Genomic DNA, 15,670 nt, shown 5'->3' with positions numbered 1-15,670 from the left:
GGCCCGGTGAATGCAAGACCCTATGACATGCAAAGGGTTTGGGTCGTACTGGGATTTTTGTTTGCTGTCGCGCTGTTGGCGGCCGGGGTGTGGTCCTATGGGTTCCGGCAGGCATTGTCACAACTCAGCGAAAAAGCCGAGGCGGATTTGGAACTGGCAGCCGACCGCCTAAGCACGCAACTGCAAGTGTATCAGGAATTGGCCGTTCTTATGGCCGGTCACCCGGACCTGAGAAACCTTCAGGGGGCGGATACCCCGGCGCAGGCGCGCGCGCTGTTGCTGGAGGTCGCCGACAAAACAGCGGCTGTCGACGTGATCTATGCCGATCCAACGGGCCGGGTACTGGCCGCTGCCCATGACGTGGTTGGCGGCAGCGTTTCCGGGCATCCGGCCTTCGAACGTGCGATGCAAGGCGCCCTCGGAAGCGAGCACGGTGTTTTGACCAGTCAGGGCGACCGCTTCTTTTCCTATGCGGCCCCGGATTTTTCCCCAAGCGGTCAGGTGTCCGGCGCGCTGGTGGTGATTGCCGATGTTGAGGACATCGAACAGGAATGGCGCGGCAGCACCGAAGCTGTGTTTTTCGTAGATCGCAACGGGGTCGTCTTTATCAGCAACAGGAGCGAACTGTTGTTCTGGAAGCGCGAGAATGGTCAACCCGGCCTTACTCCGCCGGACGGTCAAACCTTATCGTTTGCCGCAGATCAGGTTGGTCCTTTTGAGGTTTGGGATTTGGGATGGGGGCCGTACCTTCCCGCGCGGGCGTTGCATCTGAGCCGTGATTTGCCGGTGATCGGCATGACGGGTGAAGTTGTCATGGACATCGCGCCAGCCCAACGTCTTGCCAGCCTTCAGGCGGCAACTGTTGCCGCGATCTGCCTTGCGTTCGGTGCCTTGCTGTTCCTCGCGACCGAGCGCAGACGTACCCTTGCGCAAGCCAACGCAGTTCTGGAAAGCCGGGTCGCGCAGAGAACCCATGCTCTCACGGCTGCGAATACGGCACTTCGTCGTGAAGTGCGCGAAAGGCAAGAGGCCGAGACAGCCCTGAAGCACGCCCAAGAGGACCTTATTCAAGCGGGTAAGTTAAATGCGTTGGGTCAGATGTCAGCCGGTATCAGTCACGAGTTAAACCAACCATTAATGGCCATCCAACAATTTGCGGACAATGGCACCGCGTTCCTGACCCGAGGGCGCGAAGAAAGGGCAGCGGAAAACCTGACTCGTATTTCCGAGATGGCGGCGCGTATGGCGCGGATCATCAAGAACTTGCGTGCCTTTTCCCGAAATGAAAGTGAACCGATGGGCAAGGTCAATTTGGTACAGGTCATTGATACTGCGGTGGAGTTGACCCAAGCCCGGCTAAGGTCGGAACAGGTGCAAATGGACTGGGCCTCACCTGCGAAACCAGTTTATGCGTGGGGCGGTGAGGTGCGGCTGGTTCAGGTCTTTGTAAACCTCATCAATAACGCCGCTGATGCCATGAGCCATCAGGATGAAAGACTGGTCCGAATTCGTATTCACATCGGATCGGGGTCCAAATTGTCTGTTACTGTTCGGGATATTGGTCCGGGCATAGAAAACTCAGAAAAACTGTTCGAGCCGTTTTACACGACAAAGACGGTTGGGTCCTCGGAAGGCATGGGGCTGGGGCTTTCGATTTCTTATGGTCTGATCCAGAGTTTTGGCGGAAATATTCGTGGCTCCAACACTGAAAGGGGCGCAGAGTTCACCGTTGAACTTGAACATTTCAAGGAAAAAGAAGCGATATGACCCGAAAGGTATTACTGGTCGATGACGATGCCGCCGTGCGCGAGGCACTGGCCCAAACGCTTGAACTGGCTGATTATGCGCCTGTGACTGCCGGGTCATTCGTTGCGGCCAAGGATCACATTCGGACCGATTTTCAGGGGGTAATTGTTTCGGATATCCGTATGCCCGGTCGGGATGGGTTTCACCTGCTCACCTACGCGCACGAGGTCGATCCCGAGTTGCCGGTCATTTTGTTAACCGGAGAAGGCGACATCCCGATGGCTGTTCAGGCGATGGGGAAGGGGGCTTTTGATTTTCTGGAAAAGCCCTGTGCCGCCGCCGAGTTGCTTGAGGTTATTGGGCGGGCGACGGACGCGCGATCGCAGGTCCTGGAACAGCGGGCGCTTAAGCGAGAGCTTGAGCGCGGCGATCCGGCGGCCCGATTGCTGTTTGGGCATTCTCCCCAAGCGGAAGAACTGCGAAACCGCACTCGGACCGTTGCCCCGACCAAAGCCGAAGTCCTTGTGACGGGACCGGCCGGAAGTGGTATCGCCAAGGTCGCCGAGGTCATTCATATGATGTCACCGCAGGCACAGGGTGCCTTTGTCAAACGCCAGGTTTCCGGGCTGTCGCGCGAGGATTTGGTGCGGGCATGTGAAGATGCTGCGGGCGGCTCTTTGTTTCTGGATGAGATTGGGACGATGCCCGAGGCAACGCAATATGCAGCCCTTGAGATGCTGGAGCAGGGGGTCGACGCTAGGATTCTGGCGGGAACGACGACCGACTTGGCCAGTTTGTCAGCCAAGGGACAGTTTAACGCCGATCTTTTTTATCGGTTGGACGTAATGCGGGTGCGCATTCCATCTCTGGCTGAACGTCGTGAGGATATTCCGGTTATTTTCAGGCACTATGTGGGGCAGGCGGCCGAGCAGACGGGGATTGCGGCCCCAGAAGTGACCTCAGAGCATTTGGCATCGCTTATGGCCAGTGATTGGCCAGGTAACTCTCGGTCTTTGATGTCGGCTGCGATGCGCTTTGTCCTTGGTATGCCCGAAGAGGTATCTCGGGCGGCGGACTTGGGGCTGAATGAGCAGATGGCGCAAGTGGAAAGGTCATTGCTGATCGCGGCATTGGGCCGCCACAACGGCAAGGCGGCAGACGCCGCAAAAGCCCTGAAGCTTCCGCGTAAGACATTCTATGACAAGCTTGCGCGGTATCAGATTCGCCCAGAAGACTATCGCAGGTAGCATGCCCTCCCGCCCCCTTTTTCTGCATTGTCATGCAGTTAAAGGCGTTGGGGGTGGCAGTTCGCCCAGGCGAACTGCGGTCGATTCCAAGTGATTCTCGTTAAACGATTCGTCAATCGTGCGGAATTTCGCACAAAGTGGTTCAAACCTGTGCGAAATTTCGCACGGGCCTAATGCCCTTGGCGCAGAGTTGAGTGAGAGTGTCCAATAGGTATTTGAAAATAAACAATAATAAGTTTCGGAACCTAGAATCGAACAAAAAGTTGAGGCGTAAGGGACGATTCGGTTCACTCCCCGGCATGCGACGCAGCCTATGCGTCCTTTGAATGCATCTTTGAAGTCTGGGAGGAAGAGACTGATGAAATTCCTGACAACGGCTGCAACCGCTGTTGCGCTGACCGTAACTGCAACTGCTGGTATGGCGGCCTGCGATGACGGCGAGATCGTAGTGAAATTCGCTCATGTGACAAACACGGACAAACACCCCAAGGGCATCGCGGCCTCGCTGTTGGAACAGCGTGTCAATGATGAGATGAACGGCGTGATGTGCATGGAGGTGTTCCCAAACTCGACCCTCTATAATGACGACAAAGTGCTGGAAGCGATGCTGCAGGGTGACGTGCAACTGGCCGCTCCGTCGCTGTCGAAATTCGAGAAATTCACCAAGCAGTTCCGCCTGTTTGACCTGCCGTTCATGTTTAAGAACATCGACGCGGTCGATGCATTCCAGGCATCGGCAGACGGTCAGGCCATGAAAGACAGTATGCAGCGCCGCGGCCTGCAAGGGTTGGCGTTCTGGCACAATGGTATGAAGCAGATGTCGGCCAACAAACCTCTGGTTGACCCGTCGGATGCGGATGGTCTGAAGTTCCGCGTTCAGTCCTCGGACGTTCTTGTAGCGCAGATGGAAGCCATTGGTGGCAGCCCGCAGAAAATGGCGTTCTCGGAAGTCTACGGCGCGCTGCAACAGGGCGTTGTGGACGGGCAGGAAAACACCTGGTCCAACATCTACGGCAAGAAGTTCTTCGAGGTGCAGGACGGCATCACCGAGACCAACCACGGCATCATCGACTATCTGGTCGTGACCTCGGTCGACTGGCTGGACAGCCTCGAGCCGGAAGTGCGTGAACAGTTCCTGACCATTCTGGACGAAGTGACAGAGACCCGGAACAAAGAAGCCTTTGCCGTGAACGAAGCGGCCAAAGCCTCGATCACCGACGCGGGTGGTATCATCCGTGACCTGAACCCTGAACAGCGTCAGGCCTGGGTCGATGCGATGAAGCCCGTCTGGGACAAGTTCGCTGACGACGTGGGGCAGGACAAGATCGACGCCGCTCAGGCGATCAACGCCGGGTTCTAATTCCGGTTCAGGCAACGCGTCGGGGGACTGGGGAGTTATCGACGCGTCGCCCGGGCGGGCCATAATGTGCCCGCCCCAAGATTTCTCATCACAAAAAAAATGTGGGGACAGAAAGATGTCTGGTGCGAATCCCGGCCAAGGCGGGCTGATCGACCATATCGAGGAAACCCTGATCGCGGTGTTGCTTGGCCTGATGACGGCTGTGACCTTTGCCAATGTGATCGCGCGGTTTGCTTTCAATTCCAATATTCTGTGGGCGCTTGAGCTGACAGTGTTCATGTTCGGCTGGCTGGTTCTGCTGGGCGCGTCCTATGCGGTCAAAAAGCACGCACATCTGGGCGTCGATGCGATCCTGAACATGCTGGCCCCTGCGCCGCGTCGCATTCTGGCGCTGATTTCGGTGGCCTGTTGTCTGGTGTTCTCGCTGCTGTTGCTCAAGGGGTCATACGATTATTGGGCTGTGTTCGCGGACTTGCCGCCCACCTCGGGGCGTTGGTTCCCGACCGGGTTCGACACCGGCGCGCGCAGCCAGAGCTTTTATGAAGTCGACGACATTCCAATGGTCGCACCGCTGCGTTTTCTGGAAGATCTGATCAATTATGGCGAAGGCTACGAGAAGATCCCGAAAGTCATTCCGTATTTGGTTTTGCCGGTATCTATGCTGCTGCTGGTGATCCGGTTTTCTCAGGTCGCTGTACAAATCTGGCGCGGCGAAACCGACCGCCTTGTCGCCAGCCACGAAGTCGAGGACGAGATTGAAGAAGTCCGCGCTCAGCAAGGAGAGCATAACTAATGGACGTCGTTCTTCTATTCTCAATGGTCATCGGTCTGCTGCTGATCGGTGTTCCGATTGCGGTGGCGCTTGGCCTCAGCTCGACACTGTTCCTGCTGATCTATTCTGATAGTTCGCTGGCCTCGGTCGCGGGCACCCTGTTCGAAGCGTTCGAGGGGCATTTTACCCTGCTGGCGATCCCGTTCTTTATCCTCGCGTCGTCCTTCATGACGACGGGCGGGGTGGCGCGTCGGATCATCCGGTTCTCGATTGCCTGTGTGGGGCATCTGCCGGGCGGACTGGCGATTGCGGGTGTGTTTGCCTGCATGTTGTTTGCCGCTTTGTCGGGGTCTTCCCCGGCGACTGTGGTCGCCATCGGTTCGATCGTGATCGCAGGGATGCGTCAGGTTGGCTATTCCAAAGAATTCGCCGCCGGTGTGATCTGTAACGCCGGTACTCTGGGCATCCTGATCCCGCCCTCGATTGTGATGGTGGTCTATGCGGCTGCGGTCGAGGTTTCGGTCGGGCGCATGTTCCTAGCCGGTGTTATTCCGGGCCTGATGGCCGGTCTGATGCTGATGATTACCATCTACGTGATGGCTAAGGTCAAAAACCTGCCCAAAGGTGACTGGAAAGGGTGGGGGGAGATCTTTGCCTCGGCCCGTGAGGCCGGGTGGGGCCTGTTCCTGATCGTTATCATTCTGGGTGGTATCTACGGCGGTATCTTCACCCCGACCGAGGCCGCAGCCGTGGCCGCCGTCTATGCGTTCCTGATCGCCAGCTTTGTCTACAAAGACATGGGCCCCCTGAGTACGGAAGAGGGGCAACCCAACCTGCCGCTGATCAAAAAGCCCTATGCGCTGATTACGGCGTTCATCCACCCCGACACCAAGCACACGCTGTTCGAGGCTGGGAAGCTGACCGTCACGCTGCTGTTCGTGATCGCCAACGCGCTGATCCTGAAACATGTGCTGACCGACGAGCAGGTACCGCAACATATCGCCAGCGCGATGCTGTCGGCGGGTCTGGGTCCGGTAACCTTCCTGATCGTGGTCAACGTGATCCTGCTGATTGGCGGTCAGTTTATGGAGCCCTCGGGCCTGTTGGTCATCGTTGCACCCTTGGTGTTTCCGATTGCTATCGAGCTGGGCATCGACCCGATCCATCTGGGCATCATCATGGTGGTCAACATGGAGATCGGGATGATCACCCCTCCGGTTGGGCTGAACCTGTTCGTGACCTCGGGCGTCGCCGGAATGCCGATGATGAGTGTCGTGAAGGCGGCGCTGCCCTTCCTGGCGGTTTTGTTCGTCTTCCTGATCATGGTCACATATATCCCATGGATATCGACCTTCTTGCCCAACACCTTCATGGGGCCAGAGATCATAACGAACTAGCCGAACGCGGCACAAAAGCCGGGCCACTATGGTCCGGCTTTTTCTTTTCTGCCCCTCTTGATGACATATTCGCCATGCCCATCTTGAGGGCAGAGGACGACCTCACCATTATGGTCAATCATTCGGGACGACCCGAACGGACATGAGGTGCCTCAATGCCTTGGATTTTTCTCTTACTTGCCGGTCTTTTGGAAATCGTCTGGGCGGTTGCGATGAAGCAATCGGCGGGCTTTACGCGGCTTTGGCCGACGGCCCTGATGGGTGTTTCAATGATCGGATCGTTTGGCCTGTTGGCGCTGGCGATGCGCGACCTACCGCTGGGAACGGCCTACACAATCTGGACCGGGATCGGTGCGGTTGGCGCTTTTATGGTCGGGGTAATGTTTCTGGGCGAGGCTCTGACAGCCCCGCGCCTTGTTGCAGCGGCCTTGATCGTGGCCGGTTTGGTGATGATGAAGCTGGCCTGAGGCTCAGGCGTTTTGCAGCGCGTCGATGATCCCGGCGAAATCTTGCGCCTTGAGGCTGGCCCCGCCGACCAAAGCCCCATCCACGTTGGACACGGCAAAAATCTCGGCGGCATTACCCGGCTTGACCGACCCGCCATACAACAGCCGGACCGAGCGGCCCACGCCCTCGCCAAATCGCCGTTCCAGACGGGCGCGGATAAAGTCGTGAACCTCACCAATTTCGTCTAGGGTCGGCACTTTGCCGGTGCCGATGGCCCAGATGGGTTCATATGCGACGATCAGGTTCTCGCCCGTGGATAGATCGGGAATCGACCCCGACATCTGTCCACCGATGATATCCAGCGTATTAGCAGCTTCGCGCTGTTCAAGGCTTTCTCCAACGCAAATAATTGCCTTTAGACCTGCGTCCATGGCAGCGCGAGCCTTGGCGCGGACGTCTTCGTTTTGTTCATCATGATCTTCGCGCCGTTCGGAATGACCCAGGATAACGGCCGTGGCCCCGGCGTCCACTAACATCTCGGCGCTGATATCACCGGTATGCGCGCCAGACCCGTTGGCGTGGCAATCCTGCCCTCCAACTTCGATATCGGTGGATTGCACCGTTTCGGCAGCTCGATGGAGCAATGTGGCAGGCGGGCAAATCAGAACTTCAATCGACGGGGCAGGGTACGCATTCGCGAGTGAGGTCAGTTCCCCCAAAGCAGATGACGTTCCGTTCATTTTCCAATTACCTGCCGCCAGCTTGCGCCGCATCTTACGTACTCCCACATGATCTGTTGTTGGCCACTCGGATAACACCCAGGGCAGGGCGTGACAATTCTGGTTGCAGACCAGCGGCGAAATCGACAGAAATCCCGCAAAAGAACGAGGCAGATATGATCGACACTCTGGATTTGGAGAAACTGGACACCCGCAACGAAGCCGAGTTGGCCCGGCTGCAGCGCGCCGTCAAGGATGTCGGCCTTCTGTGTGTGTCCAACACGGGTTTGGACAAAGCCCGCGTCGAGAGAGTGCTGTCGGAATACCGCGCGTTCTTTCATCTGTCGGAAGCCGAGAAAAGGCGCGTTGACATGGCTAAGACCGGCGCAAACCGGGGCTGGGGTGCATCCAGATCCGAGCAGGTTGACCCCAGCGCAAACCCTGACTTTAAAGAGGTGTTTGATTGCGGCTATGAACTGGCGGTTGGTGATCCCTATGCGAGCCGGGGACTGAGTGTCTATGCCCCGAACCTGTGGCCCCAATCGCCGTCCGGGTTTCGGGACACGATCCAAGATTATTATGACGATGCCTGTGCTGTTGCGCTGCGTATCCTGCGCGCTATTGCTGCCGCTTTGGGCCGGGACGCGAATAGCTTTGATGCGGCTTTTGATACACCCATGGCTCTGCTAAGGGGCAATTTCTACCCACAACGCCCCGCGTGGGCAGGCGCGCTGGATTTCGGTATAGGCGCACATACGGACTATGGCTGCCTGACCTTATTGGCCACGGATGGTACGCCGGGTCTTGAGGCGCAGTTGCCGGATGGTAACTGGGCAGAGGTGCGTGCTGAACCGGGCACCTTTATTATCAATTTCGGGGAAATGTTGGAGTTCTGGACCGAAGGGCAGGTTAAAGCAACGATGCACAGGGTTGTCGGAGGCGCGGAAGAGCGGCTTTCAATTCCGTTGTTTTTCAATCCGTCCTATGACACCAATGTCGCGCCACCTGACTCAGATCAGATGATTTCCGCCGGAGAACACCTCACCCGTCGGTTCAATGAAACATACATCCACCTAAAGACGGCGTCTTAAGGCTGTGTTGACAGGGATTCGTCGAACTTAATGGATTCACCGCAACCGCAGGCATCGACAACGTTGGGGTTGCGGAACTTGAAACCGGATTCCAACAGCGACACTTCATAGTCAATCTCGGTTCCGAACAGGAACATCTGGGCCATCGGCGCGATCATGACCCGCGCACCGTCCTGTTCAACGACCTCGTCATTGACATCGGCTTCGTCGACATAGTCCATCGTGTACTCCATGCCCGCACAACCGCCTTTCTTTACGCCAATACGCAAACCGGCATGTCCGCCAGTATCCATCAGGCGGGCAATCTGCGCAGCAGCTTTAGGCGTCATCGTCACGGCGTTTTTGCCGGGAATGCCGAACATGTTGATCTCCGTTTTCACAGGTTGGTTTCAATTTAATGCTGACTCGACGCAGTCTCAAGTCATAGCAGCCCTGCTTACTTAACTTTTCGAGTCAAGTTTGCGAAATGGGCCTCTATTCATTTGCTTTTGGCAACATGATGGTTTTAGCCTGAGCCGTGTTTGAGCAGAGAATTCAGAGGGCACAATCTTATGAACAGTCGATTTACGAAGACGCAGCGCGGATTGCTTGTTTTGTCCGCAACCACAGCAATTCTAGCCGTTTCGGGCATGTCGATGGCGGATGAGGCAGCTCGTCACCCTGTAAACTGCGCAACCGCCGAAGGTGATCTTCGCGCAATTGCCGCAGAAAAGAAACACGCGCAGGATCAGCAAGTTGAGAGCGCGATTGCGATCACCCCCGCAGGCGCATTACTGGGGCTAGTTACTGGGACCGAAAAGAAAAGACTTACAATGTTGTCAGGCGATTACGTCAAACAGTTGGACCAGCGCGCCGACGAGATAAAGACCACTTGCAACATTCAGTGATCGGCGGGATATCGGCCCCGTCGCCCAAGTCAGTTTAGGCCTTTGTAATCACTGGGTTTACATGAAACCCAGCTCAAGTCGCGCCTCGTCGGACATCATTTCCATGCCCCAGGGCGGCTCCCACGTCAGTTCGACGTCGACCTCTTTGACGCCAGCAACGGGCTCAACAGCCTCAACGATCCAGCCGGGCATTTCACCGGCAACAGGGCAACCCGGAGCCGTCAGTGTCATGATGACCTTGACCGAATTATCGCCGGTGATGTCGATTGTATAAATCAGGCCTAGATCGTAGATATTTACAGGAATTTCAGGGTCATAAACCGTCCGGCAAGCTTCGACCACTGCATCGTACAGGGGGTGCTCGATGGTTGAAGGCGCGATCAGCGGGGTTCCTTCAAACTGTTCACTCGGATGAGTCATTTTTGCCTCGGGTCTGTTTCCTGAGAAATTATATAGGGAAAGCCACAGGCAGCGTCCAGTGGGGGTGTGGCGCCAAAAAGGGCGCCAGCGTTATTTTTCGTTGATGTCGTGGTTGAAGGTTTTCACCTGTCCGTGGGGCAATGAATACATGCGCCGCAATACAAGCCAAGAAACCAATGACAACACCGCAAAGATCAGCAGCAAAATCGACAGCGACGGGGCGAAGCCGGGAATTACCAGCAAGATACCCGTAATTGCGGCACCGATCGCAAAGCCAAGAAAGATGAACCCAGGCAAGACGATCTCTAGGATGCCGAGGGCTAACGCCCCGGCAAGCCAGATCCACCATGTCAGCCAAAACGGGTCGGCCATCACTTTGCTCCTTTCAGCATTTTGAACGCATCGCCGAATGCTTCAAGTGCGTTGGCGGGCACAACAATCGTTTGCGAACCGGTTCCGTTCCCCAGCGCATTCAGGGCTTCAACCTGTTTCAACGCAACCTGATACTGGGCGGCTTCGATGCCATTGTCCTGAATGGCCTTGGCGACAACGCCGGTGGCATAGGCTTCTGCCTCGGCCTGAATACGGCGCGCCTTGGCAGTCTGTTCGGCCGCATAAAGTTCCGCATCCGCCTGAAGCTCGACCGAGCGTTTCTGACCTTCGGCCTCGGTAACCTGCGCACGGCGAGCACGTTCTGCGTTCAACTGCTGTAACATCGCGTCGCGGGTAGCCTGATCCAGGTTCACGTCCAGAATCTCGGCCCGAGTCACTTCGATTCCCCAATCATCCACAGCGGTTTCAACGCTTTCCTGAATGCGGGTGATCAACTGCGCACGGTTCGACTGTACCTCGTCCAGATCCATTTTACCGATCTCGGCCCGAACGATCCCGGCCACAGTCGTGGCAATCGCACCGTCTACGTCGCGGATACGGTAAACCGTCTTTTCCGGTTCCAGAATGCGATAAAATACCGAGGTGTCGATTTGCACCAGCACGTTGTCCTTCGTAATGGCGTCTTGGGTAGCATTGGGAAGTTGGCGTTCCAGAATGGATATCTTGTGGCGCGCAACATCAAGAAACGGAACGATAAAATTGATCCCGGGGCCAAGGACTGAATGCAGGCGTCCAAACCGTTCAACCACGTATTTTTCGGATTGAGGTACGATTTTAATGCCTTTGAAAATAACGACGACAACCAGAACCGCCGCAAGCAAGTAGATTATGTTTGATGAAAGCAATCCAAAAATTTGGTCTTCGGTCATATCTGTCCTCTATTATTGTGTACGATGGTATACATTTGGGGATTGAATCGCACTATTTCAACTCAGGTATGAAGGGAATGCGCATAATTGCATATCTTTGACCGTAACGCCGTGTGCCGGATTTTTGGGAATGTGGCTGCTTTGCATCCTGAAAAAGTGGGGAAGGGTTGAGGTACATGTACGGAGGCGACCCCACATCTGGCGTATAGCCTCTGGAATTTGCGCATCTAATTCTCGACGGGTTGCAATACAGCCTCAGATCAGGCAAATGCTGCCCGGTTCAGCGACCCAAAGAGCGACCCAATGACCGAGCGGTTTTCATTCGAGCTAAAGGCCACCGATGGCAAGGCCAGAACGGGCGTCATAAACACGCAGCGTGGCGACGTACGTACACCCGCCTTTATGCCTGTTGGCACTGCGGCCACCGTTAAGGCGATGATGCCGGAAAGCGTGCGTGCGACCGGTGCGGATATATTGCTGGGCAACACCTATCACCTGATGCTTCGCCCAACAGCCGAGCGTATTGATCGGCTGGGTGGCCTGCACAAGTTCATGAATTGGGAACGTCCCATTCTGACGGATTCGGGTGGGTTTCAGGTCATGTCGCTGGCGGGCCTCCGTAAGCTGACTGAAAAGGGTGTGACCTTCAAATCTCATATCGACGGGTCAAAACATGAGCTGACGCCCGAAAGGTCGATGGAAATTCAGCGGCTGCTAGGGTCTGACATCGTCATGTGTTTCGATGAATGTCCGGCGCTGCCTGCTGACCGCGATCGGATCGCCGAGTCCATGCGCCTGTCGATGCGTTGGGCCGAGCGGTCGCGCGAGGCTTTTGGCGACCGTCCCGGTCATGCATTGTTCGGCATCCAGCAAGGGGGGCTGGAACAGGACTTTCGCGAAGAATCGGCGGACGCGTTGAAAGAAATCGGATTCGAAGGCTATGCGGTCGGTGGATTGGCCGTTGGGGAAGGCCAAGAGGCCATGTTCGACGTGCTGGACTTCGCCCCCGATATGCTGCCGGCTGATAAACCTCGGTATCTTATGGGTGTCGGAAAGCCCGACGATATCGTAGGGGCCGTGGCACGTGGGATTGATATGATGGACTGTGTACTTCCATCTCGGTCAGGGCGCACGGGGCAGGTGTTCACGCGCTATGGCGTTGTAAACATTAAGAATGCGCGTCATGCGGATGATCCACGTCCGTTGGACGAGAATTGCGCGTGCCCGGCCTGCTCAAACTATTCCCGTGCATATCTTCACCACGTGTTCCGGTCGAATGAGATGATTTCAGGAATGCTGTTGACCTGGCATAACCTGCACTATTTTCAGGAAATCATGCAGGGCATGCGTGACGCTATCGCGGCGGGAACATTTCAGGCCTGGCAGTCCGAATTCCACGCGCAGCGCGCGCAGGGCGATATCGAGCCGATTTAATAACGCGGAACCGCATTCATGTGGTAAAATCCGTGGATATATTAGCGCGACGCCTTGCAGTCCGAAAAACCTCAGGTCATTCTGATTGAGACAAATGACGGTGAGGTTGAAAACGGGCGCTGAAGCCCCACCTTAATCGTCCAAACAGGAGACGGTCAGGCGTTGCCTCGATGAGGGACCGGTGCCGTCTTGCCAATGATAAGGATTGAGCATGCAAGAGCCTCTGAATTCCTCGTACCCAGTACTTCCGCTGCGCGACATCGTGGTGTTTCCACACATGATCGTGCCGCTGTTCGTGGGTCGGGAAAAATCCGTCCGCGCACTGGAAGAAGTGATGCAGGACGACAAGCAGATTCTGCTGTCCAGCCAGATCGACCCAAGCGATGATGACCCTTCCGAAGACGGTATCTATCGCTCAGGTGTTTTGGCGAATGTTCTGCAGCTTCTGAAACTGCCTGACGGTACTGTAAAAGTGCTGGTTGAAGGGCAGGCGCGTGTTCAGATCAACGAATTCCTGACAAATGACGAGTTCTTTGAAGCCCGCGCGGAATACCTGACCGAAATTCCCGGTGACGTGACCACAACCGAAGCGTTGCTGCGCACCGTCGCGGACGAGTTTGAGCGTTACGCCAAGGTACGCAAGAACATCCCCGAGGAGGCCCTTACCGCGGTAGGTGAAACTGCCGAGCCGGCGAAGCTGGCTGACCTTGTGTCGGGTCATTTGGGCATCGAGGTTGAACAGAAGCAGGAGTTGCTGGAAACCCTCAGCGTCAGCGAGCGGCTTGAGAAAGTCTATGGCCTGATGCAGGGCGAAATGTCGGTTCTGCAGGTCGAGAAAAAGATCAAGACCCGCGTGAAATCCCAGATGGAGAAGACCCAGCGCGAGTACTACCTGAATGAGCAGATGAAGGCCATTCAGAAGGAGTTGGGCGACGGTGAGGACGGCAGCAACGAAGTTGCTGAACTGGAAGCCAAAATCGCCGAGACTAAGCTGTCGAAAGAAGCGCGCGAAAAGGCCGAAGGTGAGCTGAAGAAGCTCAAGAATATGTCGCCCATGTCGGCTGAGGCCACAGTCGTGCGGAATTATCTGGACTGGATCTTGTCTCTGCCGTGGGGCACCAAATCCCGCGTCAAAAAGGACTTGGGCCGCGCACAGGATATTCTGGATGCTGATCACTATGGGCTTGAGAAGGTCAAGGAACGGATCGTCGAGTATCTGGCGGTTCAGCAGCGTTCGAAAAAGCTGAAGGGCCCGATCCTGTGCCTTGTTGGCCCTCCGGGTGTGGGTAAAACCTCGCTTGGTAAGTCGGTTGCCAAAGCTACGGGACGCGAGTTCATTCGGATCTCGCTGGGTGGTGTGCGCGACGAATCCGAGATTCGTGGGCACCGCCGGACTTACATTGGCTCGATGCCCGGTAAGATCATTCAGGCGCTGAAGAAGGCAAAAACCACGAACCCGCTGATCTTGCTCGATGAAATCGACAAGATGGGGCAGGATTTCCGTGGCGACCCGGCTTCGGCGATGCTGGAAGTGTTGGACCCGGAACAAAACAGCACGTTCATGGACCACTATCTTGAGGTCGAATATGACCTGTCCAACGTGATGTTCCTGACCACCTCGAACAGCTATAATATGCCTGGGCCTTTGCTGGACCGGATGGAGATCATTCCGCTGGCTGGCTATACCGAGGAAGAGAAGTCCGAGATCGCGAAACAGCACCTGATCAGCAAGCAGGTCAAGAACCATGGTCTGAAGGCCAAGGAATTCGAACTGACCGATGAGGCGTTGCAGTCGATCATCCGCACCTATACCCGCGAGGCGGGAGTGCGGAACCTTGAACGTGAAATCGCCAAGGTTGCCCGGAAGTCGCTGACCAAGATCATCAAGAAAGAGGCTGAATCGGTTACGGTGACGCCCGAAAATCTGGATGATTTTCTTGGCGTGCCCAAGTTCCGTTATGGTCTGGCCGAACAGGACGATCAGGTTGGTGTGGTAACTGGTCTGGCCTGGACGTCGGTTGGTGGCGATCTGCTGCATATCGAGGCGCTGAAACTGCCGGGCAAAGGTCGCATGAAGACCACGGGTAAGTTGGGCGATGTGATGAAAGAGTCGATCGACGCCGCTTCGTCTTATGTTCGTTCAATTTCGCCTCAGATCGGGGTCAAGCCGCCAAAATTCGACACGCTTGATATCCACGTCCACGTGCCGGACGGCGCGACGCCCAAGGATGGGCCCTCTGCCGGTTTGGCAATGGTTACGTCGATCGTGTCGGTGCTGACCGGTATTCCGGTGCGCAAAGACATCGCCATGACGGGCGAAGTGTCGCTGCGCGGTAACGCAATGCCGATTGGGGGGCTGAAAGAAAAGCTGCTGGCGGCCCTGCGCGGTGGCATCAAGACGGTCCTGATCCCGGAAGAGAATGAGAAAGATCTGGCGGATATTCCGGACAATGTGAAAGACGGGCTGGAAATCATTCCCGTAACCCACGTGTCCGAAGTTCTGAAACAAGCGCTAGTGCGCGAGCCTGAGCCGATCGAATGGGACGAAGCCGCAGAAGAAGCAGCAGCAGCGGCGGCCAAGTCGAAGGATAGTTCAGGTGCGTCTGCAACGACGCACTAAGCTTTGATCTTAATGGATTGGGCGGGGTTTCGACCTCGCCCTTTTTCTTTTCTCTGGACACCGCGGCCAAAGGTCAATTCTCGATCCTGAAAAAGGGTAGGTGGTGGGTGATAAGAGATTTGAACTCCTGACATCTTCGATGTGAACGAAGCGCTCTACCACTGAGCTAATCACCCGTAAGGCGGCGTCTTACAGCGAGTCATTGACGTCTGCAAGAGGGGCCAAATGAGATTTGGTGCGTCGTTTGATATGGCACGCAAAGAAAAGC

Annotated in this window: 15 protein-coding genes and 1 tRNA gene; 10 read left to right on the top strand and 6 right to left on the bottom strand. The window is 56.0% G+C overall.

Annotated features, from left to right (window positions below):
* The first annotated feature begins 27 nt into the window (after positions 1 to 27).
* From RUESEDTHA_RS13280 to RUESEDTHA_RS13255, 6 genes are all read left to right on the top strand, one after another.
* Complete coding sequence (locus tag RUESEDTHA_RS13280) at positions 28 to 1,767, top strand: ATP-binding protein (RefSeq protein WP_180887287.1); 1,740 nt, start codon at positions 28 to 30, stop codon at positions 1,765 to 1,767.
* The gene (locus RUESEDTHA_RS13275; RefSeq protein ID WP_180887286.1) at positions 1,764 to 2,993 is read left to right on the top strand and encodes a sigma-54 dependent transcriptional regulator; all 1,230 of its coding nucleotides are present in this window, start codon (positions 1,764 to 1,766) and stop codon (positions 2,991 to 2,993) included. The genes RUESEDTHA_RS13280 and RUESEDTHA_RS13275 overlap by 4 nt, the downstream gene beginning before the upstream one ends.
* A gap of 358 nt (positions 2,994 to 3,351) precedes the next feature.
* Complete coding sequence (locus tag RUESEDTHA_RS13270; protein ID WP_304621567.1) at positions 3,352 to 4,353, top strand: DctP family TRAP transporter solute-binding subunit; 1,002 nt, start codon at positions 3,352 to 3,354, stop codon at positions 4,351 to 4,353.
* A gap of 115 nt (positions 4,354 to 4,468) precedes the next feature.
* Entirely contained in the window at positions 4,469 to 5,146 is a 678-nt protein-coding gene (locus RUESEDTHA_RS13265; RefSeq protein ID WP_180887285.1) for a TRAP transporter small permease, read from the top strand.
* Positions 5,146 to 6,522: a TRAP transporter large permease gene (locus tag RUESEDTHA_RS13260; protein WP_171211567.1), complete on the top strand. Its 1,377-nt coding sequence runs from the start codon at positions 5,146 to 5,148 to the stop codon at positions 6,520 to 6,522. Before RUESEDTHA_RS13265 ends, RUESEDTHA_RS13260 begins: the two co-directional genes overlap by 1 nt.
* Positions 6,523 to 6,677: 155 nt before the next feature.
* Positions 6,678 to 6,989 (top strand): multidrug efflux SMR transporter, encoded by a 312-nt coding sequence (locus RUESEDTHA_RS13255; RefSeq protein ID WP_180887284.1) that lies wholly within the window; start codon positions 6,678 to 6,680, stop codon positions 6,987 to 6,989.
* Positions 6,990 to 6,992: 3 nt separating this feature from the next.
* On the opposite strand, the gene tpiA is transcribed toward RUESEDTHA_RS13255, so the two are convergent.
* Positions 6,993 to 7,742, bottom strand: coding sequence for a triose-phosphate isomerase (gene tpiA, locus RUESEDTHA_RS13250; RefSeq protein WP_180887283.1), 750 nt, complete (start codon positions 7,740 to 7,742; stop codon positions 6,993 to 6,995).
* A 122-nt stretch (positions 7,743 to 7,864) separates the two neighbouring features.
* Here tpiA and RUESEDTHA_RS13245 point away from each other — a divergent pair, with 122 nt between their 5' ends.
* Positions 7,865 to 8,779: an isopenicillin N synthase family oxygenase gene (locus RUESEDTHA_RS13245; protein WP_180887282.1), complete on the top strand. Its 915-nt coding sequence runs from the start codon at positions 7,865 to 7,867 to the stop codon at positions 8,777 to 8,779.
* On the opposite strand, the gene RUESEDTHA_RS13240 is transcribed toward RUESEDTHA_RS13245, so the two are convergent.
* Positions 8,776 to 9,141, bottom strand: a complete 366-nt coding sequence (locus tag RUESEDTHA_RS13240) for an iron-sulfur cluster assembly accessory protein (protein WP_180887281.1) — start codon at positions 9,139 to 9,141, stop codon at positions 8,776 to 8,778. The genes RUESEDTHA_RS13245 and RUESEDTHA_RS13240 overlap by 4 nt on opposite strands.
* 189 nt (positions 9,142 to 9,330) lie before the next feature.
* Between RUESEDTHA_RS13240 and RUESEDTHA_RS13235 the strand changes: the two genes are divergently transcribed.
* The gene (locus RUESEDTHA_RS13235) at positions 9,331 to 9,666 is read left to right on the top strand and encodes a hypothetical protein (protein WP_255431725.1); all 336 of its coding nucleotides are present in this window, start codon (positions 9,331 to 9,333) and stop codon (positions 9,664 to 9,666) included.
* A gap of 57 nt (positions 9,667 to 9,723) precedes the next feature.
* Here RUESEDTHA_RS13235 and RUESEDTHA_RS13230 read toward each other — a convergent pair whose 3' ends face one another.
* The 3 genes from RUESEDTHA_RS13230 to RUESEDTHA_RS13220 form a co-directional block, all read right to left on the bottom strand.
* Positions 9,724 to 10,086, bottom strand: a complete 363-nt coding sequence (locus tag RUESEDTHA_RS13230; protein WP_180887280.1) for an SUF system Fe-S cluster assembly protein — start codon at positions 10,084 to 10,086, stop codon at positions 9,724 to 9,726.
* Between the two features lie 90 nt (positions 10,087 to 10,176).
* Positions 10,177 to 10,458 carry an NfeD family protein gene (locus RUESEDTHA_RS13225; protein ID WP_171121317.1) on the bottom strand — a complete coding sequence of 94 codons (282 nt, stop codon included), beginning with the start codon at positions 10,456 to 10,458 and terminating at the stop codon, positions 10,177 to 10,179.
* The gene (locus RUESEDTHA_RS13220) at positions 10,458 to 11,348 is read right to left on the bottom strand and encodes an SPFH domain-containing protein (RefSeq protein WP_171121318.1); all 891 of its coding nucleotides are present in this window, start codon (positions 11,346 to 11,348) and stop codon (positions 10,458 to 10,460) included. Before RUESEDTHA_RS13220 ends, RUESEDTHA_RS13225 begins: the two co-directional genes overlap by 1 nt.
* Before the next feature lie 303 nt (positions 11,349 to 11,651).
* Here RUESEDTHA_RS13220 and tgt point away from each other — a divergent pair, with 303 nt between their 5' ends.
* Positions 11,652 to 12,782 carry a tRNA guanosine(34) transglycosylase Tgt gene (tgt, locus tag RUESEDTHA_RS13215; RefSeq protein WP_180887279.1) on the top strand — a complete coding sequence of 377 codons (1,131 nt, stop codon included), beginning with the start codon at positions 11,652 to 11,654 and terminating at the stop codon, positions 12,780 to 12,782.
* Between the two features lie 211 nt (positions 12,783 to 12,993).
* On the top strand, positions 12,994 to 15,402 hold the full coding sequence (lon, locus tag RUESEDTHA_RS13210; protein WP_180887278.1) for an endopeptidase La: 2,409 nt from the start codon (positions 12,994 to 12,996) through the stop codon (positions 15,400 to 15,402).
* Positions 15,403 to 15,503: 101 nt separating this feature from the next.
* On the opposite strand, the gene RUESEDTHA_RS13205 is transcribed toward lon, so the two are convergent.
* Positions 15,504 to 15,578 (bottom strand) — tRNA-Val (locus RUESEDTHA_RS13205).
* Positions 15,579 to 15,670 lie beyond the last annotated feature (92 nt).

Source organism: Ruegeria sp. THAF57, assembly GCF_903914075.1.
In the GTDB taxonomy this organism is placed as follows: Bacteria; Pseudomonadota; Alphaproteobacteria; order Rhodobacterales; family Rhodobacteraceae; genus Ruegeria.
The sequence above is the reverse complement of the archived record's forward strand: the minus strand, read 5'-3'. Positions and strand labels throughout refer to the sequence as shown.

What these genes read in the sequence shown, in the direction of transcription:
- RUESEDTHA_RS13280 (WP_180887287.1), top strand. Translation starts at nt 28, where the DNA reads ATGCAAAGGGTTTGGGTCGTACTGGGATTTTTGTTTGCTGTCGCGCTG.
- RUESEDTHA_RS13275 (WP_180887286.1), top strand. Translation starts at nt 1,764, where the DNA reads ATGACCCGAAAGGTATTACTGGTCGATGACGATGCCGCCGTGCGCGAG.
- RUESEDTHA_RS13270 (WP_304621567.1), top strand. Translation starts at nt 3,352, where the DNA reads ATGAAATTCCTGACAACGGCTGCAACCGCTGTTGCGCTGACCGTAACT.
- RUESEDTHA_RS13265 (WP_180887285.1), top strand. Translation starts at nt 4,469, where the DNA reads ATGTCTGGTGCGAATCCCGGCCAAGGCGGGCTGATCGACCATATCGAG.
- RUESEDTHA_RS13260 (WP_171211567.1), top strand. Translation starts at nt 5,146, where the DNA reads ATGGACGTCGTTCTTCTATTCTCAATGGTCATCGGTCTGCTGCTGATC.
- RUESEDTHA_RS13255 (WP_180887284.1), top strand. Translation starts at nt 6,678, where the DNA reads ATGCCTTGGATTTTTCTCTTACTTGCCGGTCTTTTGGAAATCGTCTGG.
- tpiA (WP_180887283.1), bottom strand. Translation starts at nt 7,742, where the DNA reads ATGCGGCGCAAGCTGGCGGCAGGTAATTGGAAAATGAACGGAACGTCA.
- RUESEDTHA_RS13245 (WP_180887282.1), top strand. Translation starts at nt 7,865, where the DNA reads ATGATCGACACTCTGGATTTGGAGAAACTGGACACCCGCAACGAAGCC.
- RUESEDTHA_RS13240 (WP_180887281.1), bottom strand. Translation starts at nt 9,141, where the DNA reads ATGTTCGGCATTCCCGGCAAAAACGCCGTGACGATGACGCCTAAAGCT.
- RUESEDTHA_RS13235 (WP_255431725.1), top strand. Translation starts at nt 9,331, where the DNA reads ATGAACAGTCGATTTACGAAGACGCAGCGCGGATTGCTTGTTTTGTCC.
- RUESEDTHA_RS13230 (WP_180887280.1), bottom strand. Translation starts at nt 10,086, where the DNA reads ATGACTCATCCGAGTGAACAGTTTGAAGGAACCCCGCTGATCGCGCCT.
- RUESEDTHA_RS13225 (WP_171121317.1), bottom strand. Translation starts at nt 10,458, where the DNA reads ATGGCCGACCCGTTTTGGCTGACATGGTGGATCTGGCTTGCCGGGGCG.
- RUESEDTHA_RS13220 (WP_171121318.1), bottom strand. Translation starts at nt 11,348, where the DNA reads ATGACCGAAGACCAAATTTTTGGATTGCTTTCATCAAACATAATCTAC.
- tgt (WP_180887279.1), top strand. Translation starts at nt 11,652, where the DNA reads ATGACCGAGCGGTTTTCATTCGAGCTAAAGGCCACCGATGGCAAGGCC.
- lon (WP_180887278.1), top strand. Translation starts at nt 12,994, where the DNA reads ATGCAAGAGCCTCTGAATTCCTCGTACCCAGTACTTCCGCTGCGCGAC.